The sequence below is a fragment of the Pseudomonas sp. GM_Psu_1 genome (assembly GCF_026544185.1).
In the GTDB taxonomy this organism is placed as follows: Bacteria; Pseudomonadota; Gammaproteobacteria; order Pseudomonadales; family Pseudomonadaceae; genus Chryseomonas; species Chryseomonas oryzihabitans.
This window is the reverse complement of sequence record NZ_JALNUX010000010.1, coordinates 146,432-167,936: the sequence shown is the minus strand read 5'-3', so window position 1 is coordinate 167,936 and position 21,505 is coordinate 146,432. Positions and strand designations below refer to the sequence as shown.

At 67.6% G+C, this 21,505-nt stretch carries 20 protein-coding genes; 10 read left to right on the top strand and 10 right to left on the bottom strand.

All coding sequences use genetic code 11. The features are described 5' to 3' along the window. Positions 1-18: 18 nt before the first annotated feature. From OXS31_RS17545 to ptsP, 3 genes are read right to left on the bottom strand one after another with little or no spacing between them, the layout of a single operon-like run. A complete protein-coding gene (locus OXS31_RS17545) occupies positions 19-1,776 on the bottom strand; it encodes a PTS fructose-like transporter subunit IIB (protein ID WP_267400962.1) in 1,758 nt (585 codons plus the stop codon). Continuing rightward, positions 1,773-2,741: a 1-phosphofructokinase gene (gene pfkB / locus OXS31_RS17540; protein WP_027600297.1), complete on the bottom strand. Its 969-nt coding sequence runs from the start codon at positions 2,739-2,741 to the stop codon at positions 1,773-1,775. The genes OXS31_RS17545 and pfkB overlap by 4 nt, the downstream gene beginning before the upstream one ends. Continuing rightward, a complete protein-coding gene (gene ptsP, locus OXS31_RS17535; protein ID WP_181085097.1) occupies positions 2,738-5,620 on the bottom strand; it encodes a phosphoenolpyruvate--protein phosphotransferase in 2,883 nt (960 codons plus the stop codon). Before ptsP ends, pfkB begins: the two co-directional genes overlap by 4 nt. Before the next feature lie 281 nt (positions 5,621-5,901). Here ptsP and cra point away from each other — a divergent pair, with 281 nt between their 5' ends. Continuing rightward, positions 5,902-6,894 carry a catabolite repressor/activator gene (cra, locus tag OXS31_RS17530; RefSeq protein WP_007162019.1) on the top strand — a complete coding sequence of 331 codons (993 nt, stop codon included), beginning with the start codon at positions 5,902-5,904 and terminating at the stop codon, positions 6,892-6,894. Then, positions 6,891-7,688 (top strand): TatD family hydrolase, encoded by a 798-nt coding sequence (locus OXS31_RS17525; RefSeq protein ID WP_181085095.1) that lies wholly within the window; start codon positions 6,891-6,893, stop codon positions 7,686-7,688. The genes cra and OXS31_RS17525 overlap by 4 nt, the downstream gene beginning before the upstream one ends. Here the strand turns inward: OXS31_RS17525 and ampD are convergent. Next, positions 7,685-8,245: a 1,6-anhydro-N-acetylmuramyl-L-alanine amidase AmpD gene (gene ampD / locus OXS31_RS17520; RefSeq protein ID WP_007162021.1), complete on the bottom strand. Its 561-nt coding sequence runs from the start codon at positions 8,243-8,245 to the stop codon at positions 7,685-7,687. The two genes, OXS31_RS17525 and ampD, sit on opposite strands and share 4 nt — an antisense overlap. After that, positions 8,245-8,721 carry a hypothetical protein gene (locus OXS31_RS17515; protein ID WP_027600292.1) on the bottom strand — a complete coding sequence of 159 codons (477 nt, stop codon included), beginning with the start codon at positions 8,719-8,721 and terminating at the stop codon, positions 8,245-8,247. Before OXS31_RS17515 ends, ampD begins: the two co-directional genes overlap by 1 nt. Positions 8,722-8,804: 83 nt before the next feature. On the opposite strand from OXS31_RS17515, the gene OXS31_RS17510 reads away from it, so the two are divergent. Next, entirely contained in the window at positions 8,805-9,284 is a 480-nt protein-coding gene (locus OXS31_RS17510) for an MOSC domain-containing protein (RefSeq protein WP_027600291.1), read from the top strand. Positions 9,285-9,538: 254 nt separating this feature from the next. Next, a complete protein-coding gene (locus tag OXS31_RS17505) occupies positions 9,539-10,831 on the top strand; it encodes an NAD(P)/FAD-dependent oxidoreductase (protein WP_027600290.1) in 1,293 nt (430 codons plus the stop codon). Positions 10,832-10,893: 62 nt separating this feature from the next. Here OXS31_RS17505 and OXS31_RS17500 read toward each other — a convergent pair whose 3' ends face one another. Further along, a complete protein-coding gene (locus OXS31_RS17500) occupies positions 10,894-13,080 on the bottom strand; it encodes a DUF1631 domain-containing protein (protein ID WP_181085091.1) in 2,187 nt (728 codons plus the stop codon). A 285-nt stretch (positions 13,081-13,365) separates the two neighbouring features. On the opposite strand from OXS31_RS17500, the gene nadC reads away from it, so the two are divergent. Both nadC and OXS31_RS17490 read left to right on the top strand, forming a co-directional pair. Continuing rightward, complete coding sequence (gene nadC, locus OXS31_RS17495; RefSeq protein ID WP_027600288.1) at positions 13,366-14,223, top strand: carboxylating nicotinate-nucleotide diphosphorylase; 858 nt, start codon at positions 13,366-13,368, stop codon at positions 14,221-14,223. A 109-nt stretch (positions 14,224-14,332) separates the two neighbouring features. Continuing rightward, the gene (locus tag OXS31_RS17490) at positions 14,333-14,554 is read left to right on the top strand and encodes a hypothetical protein (protein WP_027600287.1); all 222 of its coding nucleotides are present in this window, start codon (positions 14,333-14,335) and stop codon (positions 14,552-14,554) included. On the opposite strand, the gene OXS31_RS17485 is transcribed toward OXS31_RS17490, so the two are convergent. Then, complete coding sequence (locus OXS31_RS17485; RefSeq protein ID WP_108582579.1) at positions 14,542-14,781, bottom strand: hypothetical protein; 240 nt, start codon at positions 14,779-14,781, stop codon at positions 14,542-14,544. The genes OXS31_RS17490 and OXS31_RS17485 overlap by 13 nt on opposite strands. Beyond that, a complete protein-coding gene (gene purU, locus OXS31_RS17480) occupies positions 14,753-15,604 on the bottom strand; it encodes a formyltetrahydrofolate deformylase (RefSeq protein WP_007162029.1) in 852 nt (283 codons plus the stop codon). Before purU ends, OXS31_RS17485 begins: the two co-directional genes overlap by 29 nt. A 299-nt stretch (positions 15,605-15,903) precedes the next feature. Between purU and mvaT the strand changes: the two genes are divergently transcribed. Continuing rightward, positions 15,904-16,287, top strand: coding sequence for a histone-like nucleoid-structuring protein MvaT (mvaT, locus tag OXS31_RS17475; protein WP_042137226.1), 384 nt, complete (start codon positions 15,904-15,906; stop codon positions 16,285-16,287). 274 nt (positions 16,288-16,561) lie between these two features. Here mvaT and sbcB read toward each other — a convergent pair whose 3' ends face one another. Further along, entirely contained in the window at positions 16,562-18,007 is a 1,446-nt protein-coding gene (gene sbcB / locus OXS31_RS17470) for an exodeoxyribonuclease I (RefSeq protein ID WP_169854857.1), read from the bottom strand. A gap of 108 nt (positions 18,008-18,115) precedes the next feature. Here sbcB and OXS31_RS17465 point away from each other — a divergent pair, with 108 nt between their 5' ends. Genes OXS31_RS17465 through OXS31_RS17455 form a run of 3 tightly spaced genes read left to right on the top strand, consistent with a single transcriptional unit; the run spans position 18,116 to position 21,124 of the window. Beyond that, complete coding sequence (locus OXS31_RS17465; RefSeq protein WP_042137221.1) at positions 18,116-19,336, top strand: DUF4350 domain-containing protein; 1,221 nt, start codon at positions 18,116-18,118, stop codon at positions 19,334-19,336. Continuing rightward, positions 19,314-20,309, top strand: a complete 996-nt coding sequence (locus OXS31_RS17460; RefSeq protein ID WP_181085087.1) for a MoxR family ATPase — start codon at positions 19,314-19,316, stop codon at positions 20,307-20,309. Before OXS31_RS17465 ends, OXS31_RS17460 begins: the two co-directional genes overlap by 23 nt. After that, positions 20,306-21,124 (top strand): hypothetical protein, encoded by an 819-nt coding sequence (locus OXS31_RS17455; RefSeq protein WP_181085085.1) that lies wholly within the window; start codon positions 20,306-20,308, stop codon positions 21,122-21,124. The genes OXS31_RS17460 and OXS31_RS17455 overlap by 4 nt, the downstream gene beginning before the upstream one ends. Here OXS31_RS17455 and OXS31_RS17450 read toward each other — a convergent pair. Next, positions 21,109-21,471 carry a PilZ domain-containing protein gene (locus OXS31_RS17450; protein WP_007162035.1) on the bottom strand — a complete coding sequence of 121 codons (363 nt, stop codon included), beginning with the start codon at positions 21,469-21,471 and terminating at the stop codon, positions 21,109-21,111. The genes OXS31_RS17455 and OXS31_RS17450 overlap by 16 nt on opposite strands. Positions 21,472-21,505 lie beyond the last annotated feature (34 nt).

Here is a 21,505-nt window from a genome sequence, read left to right as displayed (position 1 = left end):
GTATCGCCAGGGCCCGGATCAGGCCGCGGGGACCAGCTCGGTGGCGGCTTCGTTGCGCTTGAGCACCGCGTAGATGACCCCGGTCACCAGACTGCCGGCGGCGATGGCCGCCAGATACAGCCAGGCGTGGCTGATGGCGTTGGGGATCAGCAGCACGAAGAGGCCGCCGTGGGGCGCCATCAGCTTGCAGTTGAACAGCATCACCAGGGCGCCGGTGAGGGCACCGCCGATCACGCTGGCCGGGATCACCCGCAGCGGATCCTTGGCGGCGAAGGGAATCGCGCCTTCGGAGATGAAGCACAGCCCCAGCACCGACGCCGCCTTGCCCGCCTCGCGCTCGCTCTGGGCGAACTTGCGCCGGGCCAGCAGGGTGGCGATGCCCATGCCGATGGGCGGCACCATGCCGGCGGCCATGGTGGCGGCCATCGGCCCGTAGGTCTTGGACGCCAGCAGGCCGACGGTGAAGGCATAGGCGGCCTTGTTGATCGGGCCGCCGAAGTCGATGCACATCATGGCGCCGAGGATCAGGCCGAGCAGCACGGCGTTGCTGGTGCCCAGGTTGTTGAGGAAGTCGGTGAGTCGACTCAGGGCGCCGGCCACCGGGGTGCCGACCAGATAGATCATCACCAGGCCGACGATGAGGCTGGCGAACAGCGGAATGATCAGGATCGGCTTGAGCGCCTCGACGCTGGCCGGCAGCTTGACGTGCTGGGCGATGGCCTTGGCCAAGTAGCCGGCCAGGAAGCCGGCGATGATGCCGCCGATGAAGCCGCTGCCCAGACTGGCCGCCAGCCAGCCGCCGATCATGCCGGGGGCGAGACCCGGACGGTCGGCGATGGAGTAGGCGATGTAGCCGGCCAGCACCGGGACCATCAGCTTGAAGGCAGATTCACCACCGATCTGCATCAGCGCCGCGGCCAGGGTGCCCTGCTCCTTGAAGGCCTCGATGCCGAAGACGAAGGACAGGGCGATCAGCAGACCGCCCGCCACCACCATCGGCAGCATGTATGACACCCCGGTGAGCAGGTGCTTGTAGACGCCCGCGCCTTCCTTCTTGGCTGGCTTGGCGCCCTCGCCCGCCGCTGGCGCGGCGCTGCCGGCCAGGGTCTCGCCCTCGGCCAGGGCCTTCTTGATCGTCGCCTCGGGTTGCTTGAGGGCGACCCCGGTGCCGCAGCGATAGACGCGCTTGCCGGCGAAGCGCTCGACATTGACCTCGATGTCGGTGGCCAGCAGCACCACGTCGGCATCGCGGATGGCCTCGGCCGGCAGCGGATTGCGTGCCCCTACCGAGCCCTGGGTCTCCAAGTGCAGGCGATAGCCGAGCTTCTTGGCCGCGTTCTGCAGCGCCTCGGCGGCCATGAAGGTGTGGGCGACCCCGGTCGGGCAGGCGGTGATGGCCACCAGCCGCGGGGTTTCGCTGGCACTGGCGGGAGCGCTGGGGGCAGCGCCACCCGCCGCCGGGGCCTGTTCCAGCACCTTGGCTTCGCTGGAAGCGCGCTGCAGGAAGGCATCGACATCACGCAGGGCTTCGGCCGGGGCGGCGCGGTAGACGCGCTTGCCGACGAAGCGCGACAGGTCGACCGCGCCGGTGTGGACCACCACGACCAGTTCGGCACGCGCCACCTGGTCGTCGGTCAGCAGGGTGGCCTCGGGGCCGTCGTGGATCTCGACGCTGGTGGTCCAGCCGCGGCGCTGGGCGGCGGCGTCCAGCAGGCGCGCACTGAGCACGCTGGTGACCATGCCGGTCGGGCAGGTCGTGACGATGGCGATGTTCATGGGTTTACCCCTGATTCTTGTTCTAGCGGAAAGTCGGGAAGGACACGCACCTGCACCTGGTCTTCGAAGACGGCGAGTTGCGCGGGATCATTGATGCCGAAGCCGATCTGGGTCACGGCCAGGGCCGCGATGGCGGTGGCCGTGGTCAGGGTGCGCTCCGGCGCCTGGCCGGTGAGCAAGCCGTGCAGCATGCCGGCCAGCAGGGAATCCCCCGCGCCGACGGTGCTGGCCACGGTGACCTTGGGCGGCTGCGCCTCCAGGGTCTGGGCGCCATACCAGCGCACCCCATCGGCGCCCTGGGAGATCACCAGGTGCTCGATGCCCAGGGCCCGCAGCTGTTCGACCAGCAGCGCCTGCTCGGTCGCAGTCTCGGCCGGTGCGCCGCAGGCTTCGGCAAGTTCTTCGGTATTGGGCTTGATCAGCCACGGACCGGCGGCCAGGGCGGCGCGCAGGGCGGCGCCACTGGTGTCCAGCGCCACCGGCAGGCCCAGCGACTTGAGGCGGCCGACCAGCGCGGCCAGCCACTCGGGGCTTACCCCTCGCGGCAGGCTGCCGGCCACCACCACGGCGTCATGGCCGGGCGCGAGGCGATCCAGGGTCTCGAGCAATTCCTGCTGGGCGGCGGCGGACACCTCCGGGCCAGGCCCGTTGATGTCGGTGATGCGGCCCGCGGCCTCGGCCAGCTTGAGGTTGCTGCGGGTCTCGCCGGCGACCCGGACGAAGGCGTCGGTAAAGCCGCGGCGGGCGAACAGGGCTTCGAAGGCGGCCGCGTTGTCGGCCCCGAGAAAGCCGCTCACCGTCAGTTCATGGCCGAGATCGGCCAGCACCTGGGCGACGTTGATGCCCTTGCCGGCGGCATGGACGATCACCGCCTCGCTGCGATTCACCGCGCCGGGCTTGAGCTCCGGCAACTGGACGGTGAGGTCCAGCGCCGGGTTGAGGGTCAGGGTGAGGATTCGGCTCATCGCAGGGCCTCCACGCTCTGCCGCACCTCGGCAGCGGTACCCAGCTCCAGGGCGCGCGCGGCGCAGGACTGCACCTGGCGCAACTCCAGCTCGCGGACCCGGGCCTTGACCAGGGGCACGCTGCGCGCCGAAACCGACAGCTCGTCCACGCCCAGGCCGACCAGCACCGGCACCGCCAGGGGATCGGCGGCCAGCTCGCCGCAGACGCCGACCCACTTGCCGTGGGCATGGGCGGCGCGCACCGTCATGTCGATCAGGCGCAGCACGCTGGGGTGCAGGCCGTCGGCCTCGCCCGACAGCAGCGGATGCCCGCGGTCGATGGCCAGGGTGTATTGCGTCAGGTCATTGGTACCGACGCTGAAGAAGTCCACTTCCGACGCCAGCACCGGGGCCAGCAGCGCGGCCGAGGGGACCTCGATCATGATGCCGACCTGCAGATCGGTGGTGGGGATCTCCTGGCGCAGGCGCGCGAGGATGTCACGGGCCTGACGCCACTCCTCGACCCGGCCGATCATGGGGAACATGATCCGCAGCGGCCGCCCATCGGCGGCCTTGAGCAGGGCGCGCAGCTGGGTTTCCAGCAGCTCCGGACGGCGCAGGGTCAGGCGGATGCCACGGATGCCGAGGAAGGGATTCTCTTCCGGTGGCAGCGGCAGATAGGGCAGCGGCTTGTCGCCGCCGACGTCCAGGGTCCGCACCACCAGCGGCTTGCCGGCCAGGCCATCGAGGGCACGGCGGTATTCCTGCTCCTGGGCGGCCTCGTCGGGCGCGCTGTCATGGCTCATGAACACCAGTTCGGTGCGCAGCAGGCCGACGGCTTCGGCGCCCTGCTCCACCGCGGCGGCGGCCTGGGCGGTATCACCCAGGTTCACGGCGATCTCGACATGGTGGCCATCGCGGGTGGTGGCGCTTTCGAAACGCCGGGCCTCGGCAGCGCGGCGGCGCTCGGCCTGGACCTCGCGCTCGCGCTGCACGGCCTCGATACGGCTGGCGTCCGGGGCTATTTCCAGGGTGCCCTTGTCGCCATCCAGCAGCAGCACGCTGCGCGGCGCCAGGTCCAGCACCCGGCGGCCGGCGCCGACGATGGCCGGGATGCCCAGGGCGCGGGCGACGATGGCGCTGTGGGAGCTGGCGCCACCACGGGCGGTCAGGATGCCGCAGACGCGCTCGCGGTCCAGCCGCGCCACATCGCCCGGGCCGACCTCGTCCATCACCAGCACATAGGGTTCTTCGGGTTCGCGGGCGGATTCGACGCCGCACAGCTGGGCCAGTACCCGACGACCGACGTCGCGTAGGTCGGCGGCGCGCTCGGCGAGCAGCCGGTCGTGCAGGGCCTCCTGCTGGCTGGCCGCCTCCTCGATCTGGGCGGCCCAGGCCGCGGCGGCACTGGCGTTGGCCTTGAGCCGGGCGGCGATGCCCTGCTGCAGATCCGGGTCTTCCAGCATCTCCAGGTGAGTCAGGAAGATCTCGCGCAGGGCGCTGGCCTCGCTGCGCGCGATGAGCGCCTCGATATCGGCGCGTACCGCGGCCAGGGCCGCGTCCAGGCGCTGGCGCTCGGCGGCGGCGCCTTCACCGGTGGCGGGATAGTCGAAGTGCTGGAGCGCCACCACATGGGCCGGGCCCACGGCCAGGCCGGGGGCGGCGGCCACGGCCTGGGCGCGATCGCCCGGCGCCAGCGGCAGTTGCTCGGACGGGTCCACCAGGCTGATGGCGGTGACCCGCGCGGCACCGGCCGGAGCCGGGGCGCTGGCGGTGACCGGCTCCACCTCTTCGCCGAGACCGGCCTGTACGGCGCCGATCAGATCGTTCAAGGCCGCCTCGGCCGGGGTGCCGGGCTCGACCAGGAATTCCAGGGTCTGGCCGCGCCGGGCGCCCAGCGCCAGCAGCCGCGACAGACTCTTGGCCGAGACCGGGGCGCCGTGGTCGACGCGCACGCGGATCTCGCCGTCATAGGCCTTGGCCAGCCGCGCCAGCTCCTTGGCCGGACGCGCGTGCAAGCCATGGGCGTTGGCCAGCACCACCTGGGCACTGGGCCAGTCCGGGGCGACTTCGCCGCCCAGGGCCTCGAGCACGGCGCGGCGGGAGGTAGCCTGGGCCAGCTCCTGGCCACGGCCGGCGACGAGCAGATCGCAGAGGCGTTCGAGCAGGGCGCGATGGCCCTCGCCCAGGCTGGCCAGGCAGAACAGGCCACGTACCGGCTGCTCCTGCACCTGCAGGGTCTGCAGTGGGGTGACGAAGGCCAGGCCGGGACGTTTCACCGCGGTCTCGCTGTTCAGCCACCAGAGGCCGTCGCCCAGGGGCAGCGGCTGGCTGGCCTGCAGGGCACCGGCGAAACCGGCCCCCACGCATTCCATGTGCTTGAGCATACGCGCACCCTGCCAGGCCAGGTCTTCCAGGTCCTCGGCATCGATGGCCAGCTGCACCAGTTCTTCGTCCAGCGCCAGGGCCTGGGGCGCCCCCTGCAGCAGGTCGAGGATCTGCTGGGGTTCGCGGGCGTCGCGCAGCGCCTGTTGCAGATCGCTCTCGCCCAGGGCGCGGGTCAGCAGCTGCAGGATGCGCAGGTGTTCGTCGGATTTGGCGGCGATGGCGATGGCCAGGTAGGTCAGCTGACCGTCGCCCCAGTCCACGCCATGCGGGAATTGCATCATCCGCACGCCGGTGACGAACACCTGGTCGCGGGTCTGCGGCGTACCATGGGGAATGGCGATACCCTGGCCGAGGTAGGTGGAGCCCTGGGCCTCGCGGGCCTTGAGCCCGTCGAGATAACCCGGGGCGACCAGGCCATCGGTCACCAGGGACTCGGCGAGCATGGCCAGGGCGGTCGCCTTGTCCGGCGCCTGCTGGGCCATGCGGATATGCTGGGCATTGAGTTCGAACATGGAAGGATACCTCCGGCGCCGCGCGCCTGATCCTGGCGCCGTGCCTTTCTTGTAATAGATGCTTGCCGGCTCGCTCAGCCCTGCAACCGCGTCGGGAGAGGCGTGACAGGGCCCTTGGCAGATTCGTGCCAGCCCTCGGACAACAGAAAGCTGAAACGTTTCACCCAATGGGACTGGAACGTTACTCGATAATCGCCGATCCTTGAAGCACAACACACAATAAAGACCGTCTCGCCAGCGCCGTACAGCGCCAGGCCATTCAGGTCCCACGAGGAACAGGCGTGAAACTCAGCGACATCGCCCAATTGGCCGGCGTATCCCTCACCACCGCCAGCTACGTCATCAACGGCAAGGCGGCGCAAAGGCGCATCAGCGCGGCCACCGTGGCGCGGGTCATGGCCGTGGTCGAAGCCCACGGCTACCAGCCCGACCAGCGCGCCGCCGGCCTGCGCCGCGGGGCCACCCACACCCTGGGCTTCCTGCTGCCGGATCTGGAAAACCCCAGCTACGCACGTCTGGCCAAGCAGCTGGAACGCCGGGCACGGGCGCGTGGCTATCAGTTGCTGATCGCCTGCACTGACGACAATCCCGACAGCGAACGCCAGCTCATCGCGCTGTTTCGCGCCCGCCGCTGCGACGGCCTGTTCACCGCCAGCAGCCTGGCCGAGGACGACGCCCCCTACCGCCAGCTGCAGGAACACAACATCCCGATCATCGCCATCGATCGCCAGCTCGATCCGGCCCAATTCTGCTCGGTGGTCAGCGACGACCACACCGCCGGCCGGCAACTGGCCGCCACGCTGCTGACGCCGGACACCCACAGCATCGCCCTGATCGGCGCCCGCCCCGACCTCGCCATCAGCCGCGCCCGCGCCGCCGGCTTCGCCGCCGCCCTCGCCGATCACCCGGCGCGCCACTGGGAGCGGCATGCGCCCCACTACAGCCGGGAAGGCGGTCGCGCCCAGGCACTGGCCATGATCGAGGAACTCGGCCACTGGCCCGAGGCGCTGCTGACCACCTCCTACGTCCTGTTGCAGGGCGTGCTGGACGTGCTGCGCGATCATCCGCTGGCCGAGGGCGATACCCTGCGCCTGGCCACCTTTGGCGATACCCAGTTGCTGGACTATCTGCCGTTCAAGGTCAACGCCATCTCCCAGCAGCACGAGGTCATCACCGAGCGCGCCCTGGAACTGATGCTGGACGCCCTGGAAAACGACCACTATCTGCCCGGTGTCCAAGCCATCCCGAGGGTCCTCAAACGCCGCCTGTCATGAGCCTGCTGATCGACACCCACAATCACCTGGACTATCCGGACTTCGACGCCGCGCGACCGGCGCTACTGGCCGAGTGCGCGCGCCTCGGAGTGGTCCGCCAGGTGCTGATCGGCGTCGAGCGCAGCCAATGGCCGCAACTCTGGCGGGTCGCCACGGCCAATGCCGGCCTCCATGCGGCGCCCGGCCTGCATCCCCTGTACCTGCAGCGTCATCAGGAAGCCGATATCGAAGCGCTCCGGGCCTTCTGCCTGGAGCGCCGGAGCGATCCCCCCCTCTGCGCCCTGGGCGAGATCGGTCTGGACTATTTCATCGAGGCGCCGGACAAGGCGCGCCAGGCCTGGTTCTTCGAACAGCAGGTGCGCCTGGCCATGGAGCTGGAGTTGCCGGTGCTGCTGCACGTGCGCCGCGCCCATGCCGATGTGGTCAGGATCCTGAAGCGTCTCAAGCCACCCCGGGCCGGCATCGCCCATGCCTTTTCCGGCAGCTTCGAGGAAGCCCGCGAATACCTGCGCCTGGGTTTCAAGATCGGCCTGGGCGGCGCACCCACCTGGCCGCAGGCGAAGAGACTGCAGCGGGTACTGCCACAGTTGCCGCTGGAGGGCATCGTGCTGGAGACCGATGCGCCCGACATGCCGCCCGCCATGCATCCGGACGTGCGCAACAGCCCCACCCATCTGCCGGCCATCTGCGCCGCCCTGGCGCCGCTCTGGCAGGTCTCGCCCGAGACCCTGGCCACCGTCACCACCCGCAATGCCTGCGCAGTGTTCGGCTGGGACGCCGCCGGCCTCGCCTAGTTCTCCTCGACCGCCAATTCGCCTTGCAGCCGCGCCCAGTCGAAGGCCGGACCGGGATCGGTCTTGCGCCCCGGGGCGATGTCGCTGTGGCCCTGGATACGTTCCGCGGTGATCGCCGGATAGGCGCGCTGCAGCGCCCGCGTCAGCCGCCCCAGGGCACGGTACTGGGCGTCGGTGTAGGCCAGGTCGTCCGTGCCTTCCAGTTCGATGCCCAGCGAGAAGTCGTTGCAGTTCTCGCGTCCGTCGAAGGACGAGACGCCGGCATGCCAGGCGCGCTGGGCGCAGGAGACGAACTGGGTCACCGTCCCGTCGCGCTCGATGAGAAAGTGCGCCGCCACCTTCAGCTCGGCGATCTCCGCGAAGAAGGGATGGGCCGAATGATCCAGGCAATTCTGGAAGAAGGCCTGGACGCAGCCGGTGCCGAATTGCCCGGGCGGCAAGCTGATGTTGTGGATCACCAGCAGGGACACCTCGGTCCCTGCCGGGCGTTCGTTGTGGTTGGGCGAAGGACACAGCCGCGCCTCGCGATACCAGCCATCGACGAACACCCCGTCCATCAGCGGGCCTTGGCCTTGAGCGCGTCGCGCAGCGCGCTGGCGTCGCTGAATTCCCGCTGACCGACGAAACGGCCATGGTCGAGGGTCACCCAGAGCACCTTGTCGGCCGCGCCGGGAAAGCGCGGCACGATGCGCGATTCGCGGTCGAGCAGGACCCGGTAGCCGTACTTGCGCATGGCCGGCACGGCGAACATCCGGGTGATGGCCGCCGGCATGCTGCTGATGTCGGCGATGTAGGCCACCCGGGTGCCGTCGATATAGCTTGCCGGCTGATCGCGCATGGCTTCCTTGACCAGCCCCGAGCCGCTCATGCTGCGCGCCAGCAGCAGGACCTGCAGCTGGTCGTCGAAGGTATAGGGCTGGTCACGCTGATCGAGCAGGGTGAAGGGCGCCACTCGCTCACCCGGTTCGAGCGCCAGAGCGGTCAGGGGCAGCAGCAGACACGACAGCAACAACGCCAGAACTCCAGCGCGCATGGCATCCTCTCTTGAACGGTCTATCGAGGCCGCTATCCTGCCCTACCGCTCGGATTGGCACCACCATCGCGTCGAGGAGCCCCATGATCCCTCTCAAAGAACTGCTGGCCCAGGTTCCCCAGTCCGGCGAGGTGCGCTGGATCGGCGTGCGACCCAGCGCGCGCGCACCCATGGTCGAAATCGACGCGGTGGAGGCCCGGCGTGACGCCGGCCTGACCGGCGATCACGCCCGGCCCACCCCGCGCAACCAGCGCCAGGTCACCCTGATCCAGTGGGAACACCTGCCGGTGGTGGCCGCGCTGATCGGCAAGGCGGTCGCACCCGCCGACCTGCGCCGCAATCTGGCCATCGCCGGGATCAATCTGTTCAGCCTGAAGAATCGGCGCTTTCGCATCGGCCAGGCGGTGCTGGAGACCACCGGCTGGTGCCAGCCCTGCGCGCGCCTGGAAGAACGTCTCGGGCCAGGGACCTTCCAGGCCATGCGCGGCCACGGCGGCCTCACGGCCCGGGTCCTGGAAAGCGGCATCATCCGCCTGGGCGATCGGCTGGAGGTCCTGGATTGACCCCAGTTTCCCTAGGGTCGAACGGCCGGGCCAGCCCGGTTAAACTAGCGCTACCTCTCGTCGCCGCAGACGTCCCTGCCAGAGCAGATGCAGGCCGCTTCCCTTGAATTTCACGACTTTTCGCCCATCTTCCTTGCTAGATGTCTCGATTCGCGCGCTTCGACGACCCCAGATTTTCACCAGCCCGGGACTGCGCCCGCACGCGGCGACGCGCCCGGTCCGGCTCACGCTTTCCTTCTCTATGAGTGCTCTCCATGACCCATCGCATCGTTATCGTCGGCGGCGGCGCCGGCGGCCTGGAACTGGCTACCCGCCTGGGCCGTAGCCTGGGCAAGCGCGACCAGGCGCAGATCGTGCTGATCGACGCCAATGCCACCCACCTGTGGAAACCGCTGCTGCACGAGGTGGCCGCCGGCTCGCTCAACTCCACCGAAGACGAACTGAGCTATGTCGCCCAGGCCAAGTGGAATCACTTCGAATTCCAGCTCGGACGCATGACCGGCCTGGATCGCGAGCGCCGCAAGGTGCAACTGGCCGCCATCGAGGACGACGGCGCCGTCCTGGTCCCGGAACGGGAGATCGGCTATGACTCCCTGGTACTGGCCATCGGCAGCACCACCAACGATTTCGGCACGCCGGGCGCCGCGGAAAACTGCATCTTCCTCGACACCCGGGCCCAGGCCGAGCGCTTCCACCGCAAGCTGCTGACCCACTACCTGCGTGCCCATGTCAGCGAGCAGCCGGGTGAATTCATCGAAGTGGCCATCGTCGGTGCCGGCGCCACCGGCGTGGAATTGGCGGCCGAATTGCGCAACGCCGCCGAAGAGCTGCAGGCCTACGGCATGGATCGCATCCGCCCCGAAGACCTGCGCATCACCCTGGTCGAAGCCGGTCCGCGCATCCTCCCGGCCCTGCCCGAGCGGATCGCCGGCCAGGCGCATCGCACCCTGGAAAAACTCGGCGTGCGGGTGCTGACCGGTTCGGCGGTCAAGGAAGTCCGCGCCGACGGCCTGCAGACCGCGGGTGAATTCGTCCCGGCCAGCCTCAAGGTCTGGGCCGCCGGCATCCGCGCCCCGGCCTTTCTCAAGGACCTGGCGGGTCTCGAGACCAACCGCATCAACCAGCTGGTGGTCAACTCGACGCTGCAGACCACCCGCGACCCGAATGTCTTCGCCCTGGGCGACTGCGCGGCCTGCCCGCTGACCCCCGGCGATACCCGTACCGTGCCGCCGCGCGCCCAGTCCGCCCACCAGCAGGCCTCCCTGCTGGTCAAGACCTTCAAGGCACGCCTGGAAGGCAAGCCGCTACCCGACTACGTCTACAAGGACTACGGCTCGCTGATCTCGCTGTCGCGCTTCAGCGCGGTCGGTAATCTCATGGGCGGCGCCCTGGGCAGTCTGACCCTGGAAGGCTGGCTGGCGCGGACCTTCTATGTCTCGCTCTACCGGATGCACCAGGTGGCCCTCTATGGCCCGCTGCGCGCCCTGGCGCTGTTTGCCGGCGATCACCTGAGACGCAAGACCGAGCCGCGCCTCAAACTGCACTAGGCCCCTGGCCCAGGCATGAAAAAAGCCGTCCCGAGGGACGGCTTTTTTGTGTCGCAGCGATCTCAGGAAGGCGACTGGCCCCGCAGGTTGCCGATCACCGAGGTCATGGCCCGGTCGAACAGCAAGGCATCGTCCAGCAGCCGTACCCGGTCTTCCTGGTAATCCAGCGCCAGCTCCTCACGGGTGCGATCCAGCACCTTCATGCCGGTCCGATTGACGAACACCAGGCGGCCCATGGGCCGGATGACCGCGGCCAGCTTGCAGCGCAGCTTTTGCTCGACGTCCTGGATCTCCAGCCAGGCGCCTACCGAAAGGGCATCCACCCACTCCAGGGAGTCGCTGGTCAGCCCGGTGATCCGTTCGCCTGCGCGTGGCAGCTCGAAGGGTTCCTCGGCGGGAGGCGAGGCAGGTGCCACGCTCGCGTTGTCCGCTGCCGCATCCGCCAGCTCGGGACGGGTCTGCTGAAAGGTCTGGACGTGCAGGGATTCCAGTTCGGTGAAGAATTCGGAGGTGGAAAAGGGATCGAAGGCCGCGCTGGCCAGGCCTTCCCGCAACGCCTTGAGCAAGCCGGGCACCATCTCCAGCAGACGCTGGCGCGACGCCACGTCGTGGTGCGGCTGGATGCTCCAGATCAGATCGTCCATGGTCTTGAGGGCTGCGCGCCATTCGCTGGAGTCGTAGCCCTGCTTCAGGCAGGTCAGCAGCAGCACCTGGCTCCAGGCCTCGCGCAGAACCCGCTGCACGGCGGCTGGCAACTGGTGCTCCTGCAGGCGCTGACTCAGGACGTGCTCGACCTGCAAGCGGGCGATCTCGGCGCGCGCCCGGCCTTCCTCGGCATCGCGGGTGCGCTGCTCGAGCAATTCGCTGCGCCGCTGTTCGTCGCTGACATAGGCCATGAAGTCGGCCAGCAGCTCGGCGAAGATCTCCGGATCGTCGACGAAGTCGGACAGCAGGCGCTGCACGATCTGCTCGATCTTCTGGTACAGGCCGTCGCGCTGCAGATCGCTCTGCTCGCCCCAGCCCAGGGAGGCGGCGGCGATCTCGTTGAGCAGCCGCCGGGCCGGATGGCTGCCACGGCTGAAAAAGGTCTTGTCGAGGACCGCGACCTTGAGCATGGGAATCTGCAGGCGAGCGATCAGCGCCTTGAGCGAATCCGGCAGGGTAAGGTCGTCGAGGATGAATTCGAACAGCATCGCCACCAGGTTGATGACGTCTTCGTCGACCTGCCCCACCACGCGCTTTCGACCCGAGCGCTCGCTGATGCGGCCCAGGGCCACCCCCAGTTGCGCCTTGAGGTCATAGCCCTCCAGGGACTGGCCGGAAATCTGCTGCTGCAGGTGCGACAGCAGCCGCATGAGGTCGTAGCTGGTGATGGCCTGGCCATCACCGTTCGCGGCACCCTCATCGACCGCCATGCCGCCACCCAGGGTGGCGCTGCCGGGCGTGCGCAGCTGGGCCAGGAGGCCCTGCAGGGTACCAAAGAGCTCCTGACCGTCGTCTTCGCTGTTGACGTGGGCCGGGGTGCGCCCGCTGTAGCCCTTGGCCGAGCGGCTCGGCACCTGCTGGGGGATGGCCTTGAGTTGGGGCAGTACGCCGGCGTCGACCAGTTGCCGATTGGATTCCGCGTACAGCTGACCCAGACCATTGAGCACGAAACGCTCGAACAGCTTGTAGATGATCAGCTTGACCTTGATGTCGGTGTCGAGATCGCGACAGGCTTCGACGAAGGCCTCGCACAGACGGCGCGGGCCCAGCGGATGGGTCGAGTCGTCCAGCTTGCTCGACAGCTGGGTATTGAATCTGATGGTCAGGTGGCTGATGGCCATGGCGTTGTTGCTGAGCGCCTTGGCCACCATGGTGTCCACGGCGACGCTCTCTTCCAGCGCATCGTTCTGCACCAGGCTGAGGTCTTCGTAGGAGACGCTGTCCAGGCGCATCTCCGGCTTGCTACCGACCAGGTTGTTCAGCGCGGCGAAACGCTCGAAATACTGCTGGAGAAAGCTGCGCTCGATACTCTTGCGGCGCAGACGCAGGTCGCGCATCGCTTCGAAATAGAGGCTCTGTTCCTGGTTGCTGCCGGCGCGATCGGCCATTTCAAACAGCGCATCGTCGGCGTTGTCGAACAGCTGCTGCAAGGAGGCGTTGAGTCGCTGAGCGGCGCGATCCCTGACCGGTAAAAGCACTGCAGGCAATCGGGAAGAGGACTCCCCGAGCGCCTTGAAATGAACTACGTTTACGTCGTTCTGCACCACCGCCTCCCACAACCGTTCTTGCGTTCGGCTGAATCGCGTTCCACTACAGGAGCATTGAACAACGTTGGCCGCCCTGGCCGCGAGGTGAAACGTTGTCGATGTGCCATTATTTGCTCTGCTAAGGCATCGACCAATCGGCATCTGCACAGTACATGACAGGGTTCACAAGGCACCTGTCTGTCAGCGCCTGCCCTTAGAATAACTCAACGTTGTCTATCTCAGATCGTCAACCTCCCCTAAAGTTGCCCGCGCGTCCGCCGCTATCCCTACCGGAGTCCGTTCATGTCCAGCGCCACCTCTGCCGATCTCGCCCAGGTCATCACCGAAAACGTCGCCGCCGCACTGCGCGAAGACGTCGGCAGTGGTGATCTCACGGCGGGTCTGATCCCCGCTCACCAGCAGGCCCGGGCGCGGATCATCACCCGCGAGGCCGCGGTAGTGGCGGGCACGGCCTGGGTCGACGAGGTGTTCCGGGTGCTGGATCCCGCAGTCGAGGTCCGCTGGCAGGTCGCCGACGGCGAGCGGGTCGCGCCCGACCAGGTGCTGTTCGAACTCCAGGGTCCCGCGCGCGCCCTGCTCACCGGCGAGCGCAGCGCCCTGAATTTCCTGCAGTTGCTGTCCGGCACCGCCACCCGCTGCCGCCACTATGCCGATCTGGTGCAGGACACCGCCGTCCGCTTGCTGGACACCCGCAAGACCCTGCCCGGCCTGCGCCGCGCCCAGAAATACGCGGTCACCTGCGGCGGCTGCTACAACCACCGCATCGGCCTGTTCGACGCCTTCCTGATCAAGGAAAACCACATTGCCGCCTGTGGCGGTATCGCCCAGGCCGTGGCCACCGCCCGGCAACTGGCGCCGGGGCGTCCGGTGGAGGTCGAGGTGGAAAATCTGCAGGAGCTGGAACAGGCCCTGAGCGCCGGCGCGGACATCGTCATGCTGGACGAGCTGAGCCTGGCCGACATGCGTACGGCGGTGGCCCTGACCGCCGGCCGGGCCAAGCTGGAAGCCTCGGGTGGCGTCAATCAGGACACCCTGCTCGGCATCGCCCAGACCGGTGTCGACTACATCTCCATCGGCACCCTGACCAAGGACGTCAAGGCCATCGACCTGTCCATGCGCGTCCTGGATCGAGTGGGATAGGCAAAGGACCTCGCGGCGGCTAGACTCCGCAGCCGCGCCCTTTGCGCAACGGCTTCGAGCGGTCCTGACGACCGCTCGCCTCTCGCGACACTCGAACAAGATCGAACCCGTGACCAAAGATCAACTTCGCGCTGAACTGGAACGCCAGGCCCAGCGCTATCAGGATGTCTACGGTGGCGAAATCGTCACCTACGCCGCTCAACCCAAGCCCGACCGCAAGCCCTGGAAAAAACGGCCGACCGTGCAGGACGAGGTGTTCGCCTCCGAAGTACGCAAGATCGCCGATCTCAAGGCCAAGACCAGCGCCGAGGCCACCGCTCAGGACGCCTGAGTCGAGTCCGTATCCCTGCTGTCCGGGGCGTCCTCGTGCTCTTGCCGTGCCTGCAGTTGCTGCCAGAGCGCGGCGGCGGCACTGAAGTCGGCGCCGCCCTCTTCAGTCATGGCCTGCAGGTCATAGCGCGCCAGGCAGCCCTCGCCCAGGCGCGGTGGCGGCGCCGCGGTACCGGGCGCCGCCGCTGGCCGTTCGTGGTCAGTCGAAGATGACGGTCTTGTTGCCATGAACCATGACCCGCTCTTGCAGGTGGTATCTCAGGCCGCGCGACAGCACCATCTTCTCGACGTCCTTGCCCAGGCGCACCATGTCTTCGACGTTGTCCCGGTGGCTGACGCGTTCCACGTCCTGCTCGATGATCGGCCCGGCATCCAGCTCTTCGGTCACGTAGTGGCAGGTGGCGCCGATCAGCTTGACGCCGCGCTGCGCCGCCTGGTGATAGGGCTTGGCCCCGACAAAGGACGGCAGGAAACTGTGGTGGATGTTGATCACCTGGTGGGCATAGCGCGCGCAGAGATCCGGCGGCAGGATTTGCATGTAGCGCGCCAGGACCACGGTATCGGCCTGGTGCAGATCGATCAGCCGCGACACCTCGTCGAAGGCCGGCTGCTTGTTGGCGGGATCGACCGGCACATGGAAGAAGGGAATGCCGTGCCATTCGACCATGCTGCGCAGGGTGTCGTGGTTGGAGATGACGCAGGGGATCTCGCAATCCAGCTCGCCGCTGTGCCAGCGGTGCAACAGGTCGGCCAGGCAGTGGGATTCGCGACTGGCCATGAGCACCACGCGCTTGCGCTGGGCCGAATCGGTGATCCGCCATTGCATGGAGAATTCCCGTGCGATGGGTGCGAAGGCCTGACTGAAGCCGGCCAGATCGAAGGGCAGTGAATCGGCGCGGATCTCATGGCGCATGAAGAACCAGCCACTCTCCGTATCCGAATGGTGACTCGCTTCGGTAATCCAGCCGTTATAGGTCGCCAGGAAGTTGCTGACCTTGGCCACGATACCTACCCCGTCCGGACAGGCGATCACCAGACGAAACGTTTGCATAGCACAACCTCGAACGAAAAGGGGCTGCATTCTAGGCGCAGTCGCCGGCAGCGTCGAGCGGCGCAGGGCACCATAGCGCGCGACTGTAGGGCCAGGGTAAAGACTTTGCAAAGGACAAGTAAGAACCGATAAGTTCCGCCAATGCCCTGTCGAAAGTTACGCGTATTCGACAACTTCGCTGTTGCGACGAAACGGGCTGCAATTATCGGCCTGTCATGCGGACAGTTTACTTATCCCGATAGCCAATCTATGATCAATGCAGACTTTCATCTCTGCATCACTCAGAACAAAGGCCGTTTATGTCGCTCATCAATGAATACCGCCAGACCGAAGAAGCCATCAAGGAATTGCAGGAGCGCCTGAAGTCGCTGCAAGAGGACGACAAACTGCAGCGCGAACTGGAATTCGAAAAGAAACTCCGCGCGTTGATGGGTGAGTATCAGAAGTCCCTGCGCGACATCATCGGCATTCTCGATACCGAAGCCAAGCCTGCCCGCCAGGCGCGCACTCCCAAGGCCAGCAGTGGCAGTACGCCCAAGCGCGCGCGCAAAGTTAAGCAATACAAGAATCCGCACAATGGCGAAGTGATCGAAACCAAGGGTGGCAATCACAAGACGCTGAAAGAGTGGAAAGCCAAATGGGGTTCGGACGACGTCGAATCCTGGGCAACGCTGCTGGATTGATCAGAAGAACGCCGGCCAGCCGGCGTTCTTTTTGCCCGCCTGGCAGGCGTTTACCGCAGCCTGCCGGGCGCGGACCCAGGTTAGGCCTGGTGACCGCTCGCCGTTATCGATATCCCGCACCACAGCGCCCGAAGCGCTTTCATCTCCGACGCGGTACTTCCCTTTCACTTTTCCCTTGCTTCAACCGCGGTCGGATAGCGTCCGTCCGAATTTGCTGCTTGCCACTCTTTTTTGGTTAACAAACGCCTCGGATCGGTATCCGGCTTTTGCGACTTCAGGCAACCGCCCGATCCAATCGCTGCATCACCGCTCGAACATGAGCGGACCACGCCTCGAGAATCGGCACCTGATCAACCGGGACTTCTCGCCGCAATTGTTCGGTCAGGGTGAGGAACTGCGTGCAGGTCATATGACCTTGTTGCTCTTCACCCAGCAGACGCTGCCGACAGAATTGTCGCCAACGAGCCTCTTCTTCCGCCGTCAGCAACTCGGGAAAGTTGCGCGCTCGATAGCGAAAGAACAGCTCTGGATGTCGCTCATCCCGAAAGGGCCAGGCGCGGCTGCCAAGTTGCTCTGCCGGACATTGATGAACTTGGTCGCAGAGTTGCCGTTCTTCGGCGGCAATGAAGCCGTCGTACAGTCTTGCTTCGGCCTCCTGTTCCTGGGCGGCCAATCCGGATGCCTCGGCATAGAGGGCCTGCACCTTGGGTTGCCAGGTCGCACGCTGGTCGAGCAATTGGCGGACGCAGCGCCAGACGGCGGCCAGATCGAAGTTAAGCCGTTCCGTATCCGCCGGACGCAAGACGCTGAAGGGCGCCAGAATCGGACATTTGTTGACCTGTACCAGCTTGAGCGGCACCGGCAGGTCACCCTCGGCCAGCGCATCCCGCCGGGTATAGAGGCGTTCGCGCAGGGTCTCGACGTCCAGGTCCAGCAGCGGCTCCGGCGCCAGGCCGAGGTCGCAGACGATCAACGCATTGCGATTGACCGGATGCCAGGCCAGCGGCAGGACAGGGGCGAGAAAGTGCCGCTCGGCGCTGAAGCGTCCCGAGACATGCAGCAGGGGTTCGAGCAGACGAATGCGCGCCAGCGCCGCCTTCTTCTGGCGCTGCGTCCAGAGATAGTCATAGAGCCTTGGCTGCCGCTGCCTGACCAGGCGCGCCAGGGCCAGGGTCGCGCGGACATCGGCCAGGGCGTCATGGGCCTGGGCGTGTTCGATGCCATTGGCGACGGTCAGGCGATCCAGGCGCAGGGAAACGCGCTGCTCGTCCTGCGGCCAGTCCAGGCTTTCCGGGCGAAAGGCATAGAGCGCCCGGACCAGGCCAAGCACATCCCAGCGACTGTTGCCCTGCTGCCACTCGCGGGCATAGGGGTCGTGAAAGTTGCGGTACAGGCTGTGCCGTACCATTTCGTCGTCGAATCTGAGGTTGTTGTAGCCGACGCTGCAGGTGTTAGGACGCCGCAGCTCCTCATGCAGACGCTGGACGAAGTCCCGCTCGCGCAGCCCCAGGCGCTGCAGGGTGGCGGGCAGGATACCGGTGACCAGGCAGGCTGCCGGATGGGGCAGGACGTCCTCGCTCAGCTGGCAATGCAGATTGAGCGGTGCTTCGATTTCGTTGAGGTCCAGATCGGTACGCACCCCGGCCACCTGTAGCGGACGATCCCGCCGTGGATCGATGCCCGTGGTCTCGAAGTCGTACCAGAAGATACTTTGCGTCACACCGCCCTCCCCTAGAATCGGCGCAGTCTAGCATCGTCGCGCGCCTTGCTCCCGGGCGCCCGCACCCGCTAGGCTCTGGCGTCCGTCTACCGCGTACCCTCCCTTACCATGCGTTCAGTCGATCGGCTCTCCGTTCGTTCCAGGTGCCGAGGTATCGGCGTACGCCTGGGCGCCGCCGTCTGGGCGCTGACCCTGTCGCTGGCGTGCCTCGCGCAGCAGGAGCCGCTGTCCTGCCCCCTGCCGCCGCAGACCGACAGCGGCCCGGCCAGCCTGCGCCTGACCCATCAGGGACTCGACAGCCGGACCGCGCGCCAACTCGCCACCCAACTCGCCGCGACCACCCGCAGCACCGATCCCCAGGCGCTGGCAGCGGCTTACCTGCAGCACTTCGGCAGCCGGGTGCAACGCGGCCAGCCTGAGCAGCTCGCCGAATTACCGCCCCAGGACGTCAGGTTCTGGCTGGCCGGCAACCCGCCCCTGGCGGAGGCTCAGGCCCAGGCGCTGCTGGACTGGGTCGAGGCGGGCGGCCGGCTGGTGGCCGTCGCCGATGACAGCACCCTGGCGCTCAGCGCGACCTTGGGCGTGCGTCCCATGGCAACCCGCGAACTGGGCGGCGCCGCCCCGCCGATCATGGCGCTGCCCCTGTGGCCCAACCTGACCCAACTCTATCTCGCCGAGGACGATGCTCCCGCCTATCTCGGCTTCGACGACAGTCGCCATCTGTTCGATGTCGGCGATCAGGCGGTGGCCTGGGCCAGCAGCGCCAGCGCCACCCATATGCTGATGCTGCCCTGGGGCGATGGCAGCGTGACCCTGCTGTCGGACAGCGATCTCTGGAGCAACGCCCATCTCGCCCAGTACGACAATGCCTGGCTGCTGTGGTACCTCACCCAGGGCGCGCCGGTGACCCTGATCGCCCCGGCGCCACCGCTCCCCCTGTGGCTGGACGCCTTGCAACGCTATGGCCTGGCCCTTGGGCTGCTGACGCTGGCGGCAGGGATCTGGCTGAGACGTCGTCGGCAGAATCCGGCGCCACGGCGTGATGCCCAACGCTGGCCCGAATTGATCGCCACGCTGCAGCGCGATATCCAGCGCGAGGTGCACCGCCGCCGCCCCGAACTCGCCGACCAAGGCGTGGCCGAGCGCTGGCAATATCTTGCGCGTCTGAGCGGCTTGAGCACCCGCGCGGTGGGCGAGGCGATGCGCCCAAGCCCGGCGCGCCTCTCCGCTCGCGACTTCACCCGCCGCATCGTCCAGCTGCGCCTGTTGCACCTGGCCGTGCGTCCCCCGCTCCCGAGGACTTCCGATGACCGACAGTTCCCCTCCTGACGCCACCCCGCTGGACGCTGGCGATACCGGCGTCAAGGCCCGCGCCCTGACCCGCCTGCAGGCCCTGCGACAGGCCCTGCTCAAGGTGCTGCCACAGCAGGACGCCGCCGTGGACGGACTGCTCGCCACCCTGCTGGCCGGCGGTCACCTGCTGCTGGAAGGTCCCACCGGCTCCGGCAAGACGCTGCTGACACGCGCCCTGGCGGCCAGCCTGGATGCCGGTTTCGCCCGGCTGCACTGCCATCCGGCCCTGACCCCCGCCGAGGTGGCCGGCGAAATCGTCACGGACGTCGGCAGCGACAGTGCCCGTCTGCGCCGGGGTCCGCTGTTCAATTCCCTGGTCCTGCTCGAAGACCTGCATCGGGCGCCGCCGGTGGTCCTCCAGCTGCTGGACGACGCCCTGCAGGGCCGCCAGCTGAGCCTGGGCGGTCGCCAGCTGCCCCTGCCGGCGCCCTTCATGGTGATCGCCACCCGCACCCCGGGCAGCGAGCTGCCACTGGCGCTGCGGGATCGCTTCCTGGTGCAACTGCGTCTGGAGTGGCCGGCAGAAGGCCAGGAACTGGCCGCCCTGCGCCTGGCCGTGCAGCAGGGTCAGGGCGACCCCCTGGAAGCGGCGGCGCTGCGCCCCCTGCTGCAGGCGCGGGATCTGCCGGCGCTGCAGCGACTGGTGGCCGGCCTGCCGGTTGCGGAGCCGGTCCTGGAGCATGCCGTGCGCCTGATCCGTCTCACCCGGGAATGGCCGGCCTTCGAACAGGGCGCCGGACCGCGCGCCGGTCAGGCCCTGCTGCGCCTGGCCCAGGCACAGGCCTTTCTGCGGGGTGGCGACAGCGTGACGCCCGAGGATGTGCGCACCCTGCTGCCCGCCGTGCTGCGGCCGCGGCTGCGGCTGACGCCAGAACGCGAATTCGAGGGTGACAGCCTGGACGGCCAGATCCTCAAGCTGCTGGGACAGTGTCCGGCACCGCGCCCATGATCCAGCGCTGCCTGCCCCTGGCGCTGGTCGCCCTGGCGCTGCTCAGCCTGATCCTGGGCGGACTGGCGCCCCTGCGCTGGCAGGGCCTGCCGGCGGCGGGTGCCCTGCTGCTGCTGGGACTGAGCGTTATGGGGCGGCTGAACGCCCGCCGGCGCCGGCGAGCGAGTGGTGAGCATCCGCCGCTCGCCGCGCCGGCCTCCAGGGCATGCCTGCGCGCGGATACCCCCCTGCACCTGCTGATCGCCAGCCCGACCGAGCAGGGACGAGGACAGGCCGAGCGGTCAGGCGACCACCAGCAGATGCTGGGTTTCGGGCAGGCCCTGGCGGCCAGCGGCAATGAGCTGTGGCTCTATGGTCTCGATCCCGAGCTGCGCCTGCTGGCGGCAGGCACGGCTGCTTGCCGCCTGACGCCAGCCGAACTGCCGGTGCGGCTGCCAGGTGCGACGAGTGATCTCAGGGCAGCGCTGGCACGGCTCTGCCGTCAGGCGCGCCCGGGCAGTGTGCTGGTGGTGGCGGCACCGCTGGATGAAGAGCTGGCGGTCTGGCTCGGCCGTCTGGACCTGGTCCGACGCGGCCTGCAGCTCTGGCTGGTCGACACCGCACGGCGGCAGGTGGCGGAACCCGACGACATCCGCAGCTGGCGCGATGCGCGCCGCTATGCCGACGCCTGGCAGGCCCGGATCCCGGGCGAGCGGCTGGCCGCGCGGCTGGAGCGAAGGCACGTCCGCTGGCTGGCGGCCGGCGCCACGGCGGATCTGCAGACCCGCCTGCTGCAGCTATGGAATGCCGGTGACCCGGATCAGGCCGCCGACTGAGAGAGGCGGCCGAAGGTGAAGTAGTGCTGCAGCACGTCGATCAATTCGGCGAATTCGGCCGGCGGCTCGGCGACGCTGAAGCCCGAATCGTAGTTGCCCGGGGTCACGTCTTCATGACTCCACTGGCAGCGGGCGTCGAAATCGACGAAATGCAGCTGACCGTCCTGCCCCGGAATCTTCAGCCGAAGTTCGAAGCGCGCGTTCACCAGCATGGGCAGCTGGCTGATCATCAGCAGCCCCTCGCGGGAAATGTTGCCGATGTAGCCCATGGGCTTGTCGGTAAAGCGGTTGAACACCTTCAGATAGTAGGGCAGCTGGTGGCGCTCGATACGACGATTCTGAGTCATGGTGCGATTCATCCTGCACACGGTAAAGCCACTT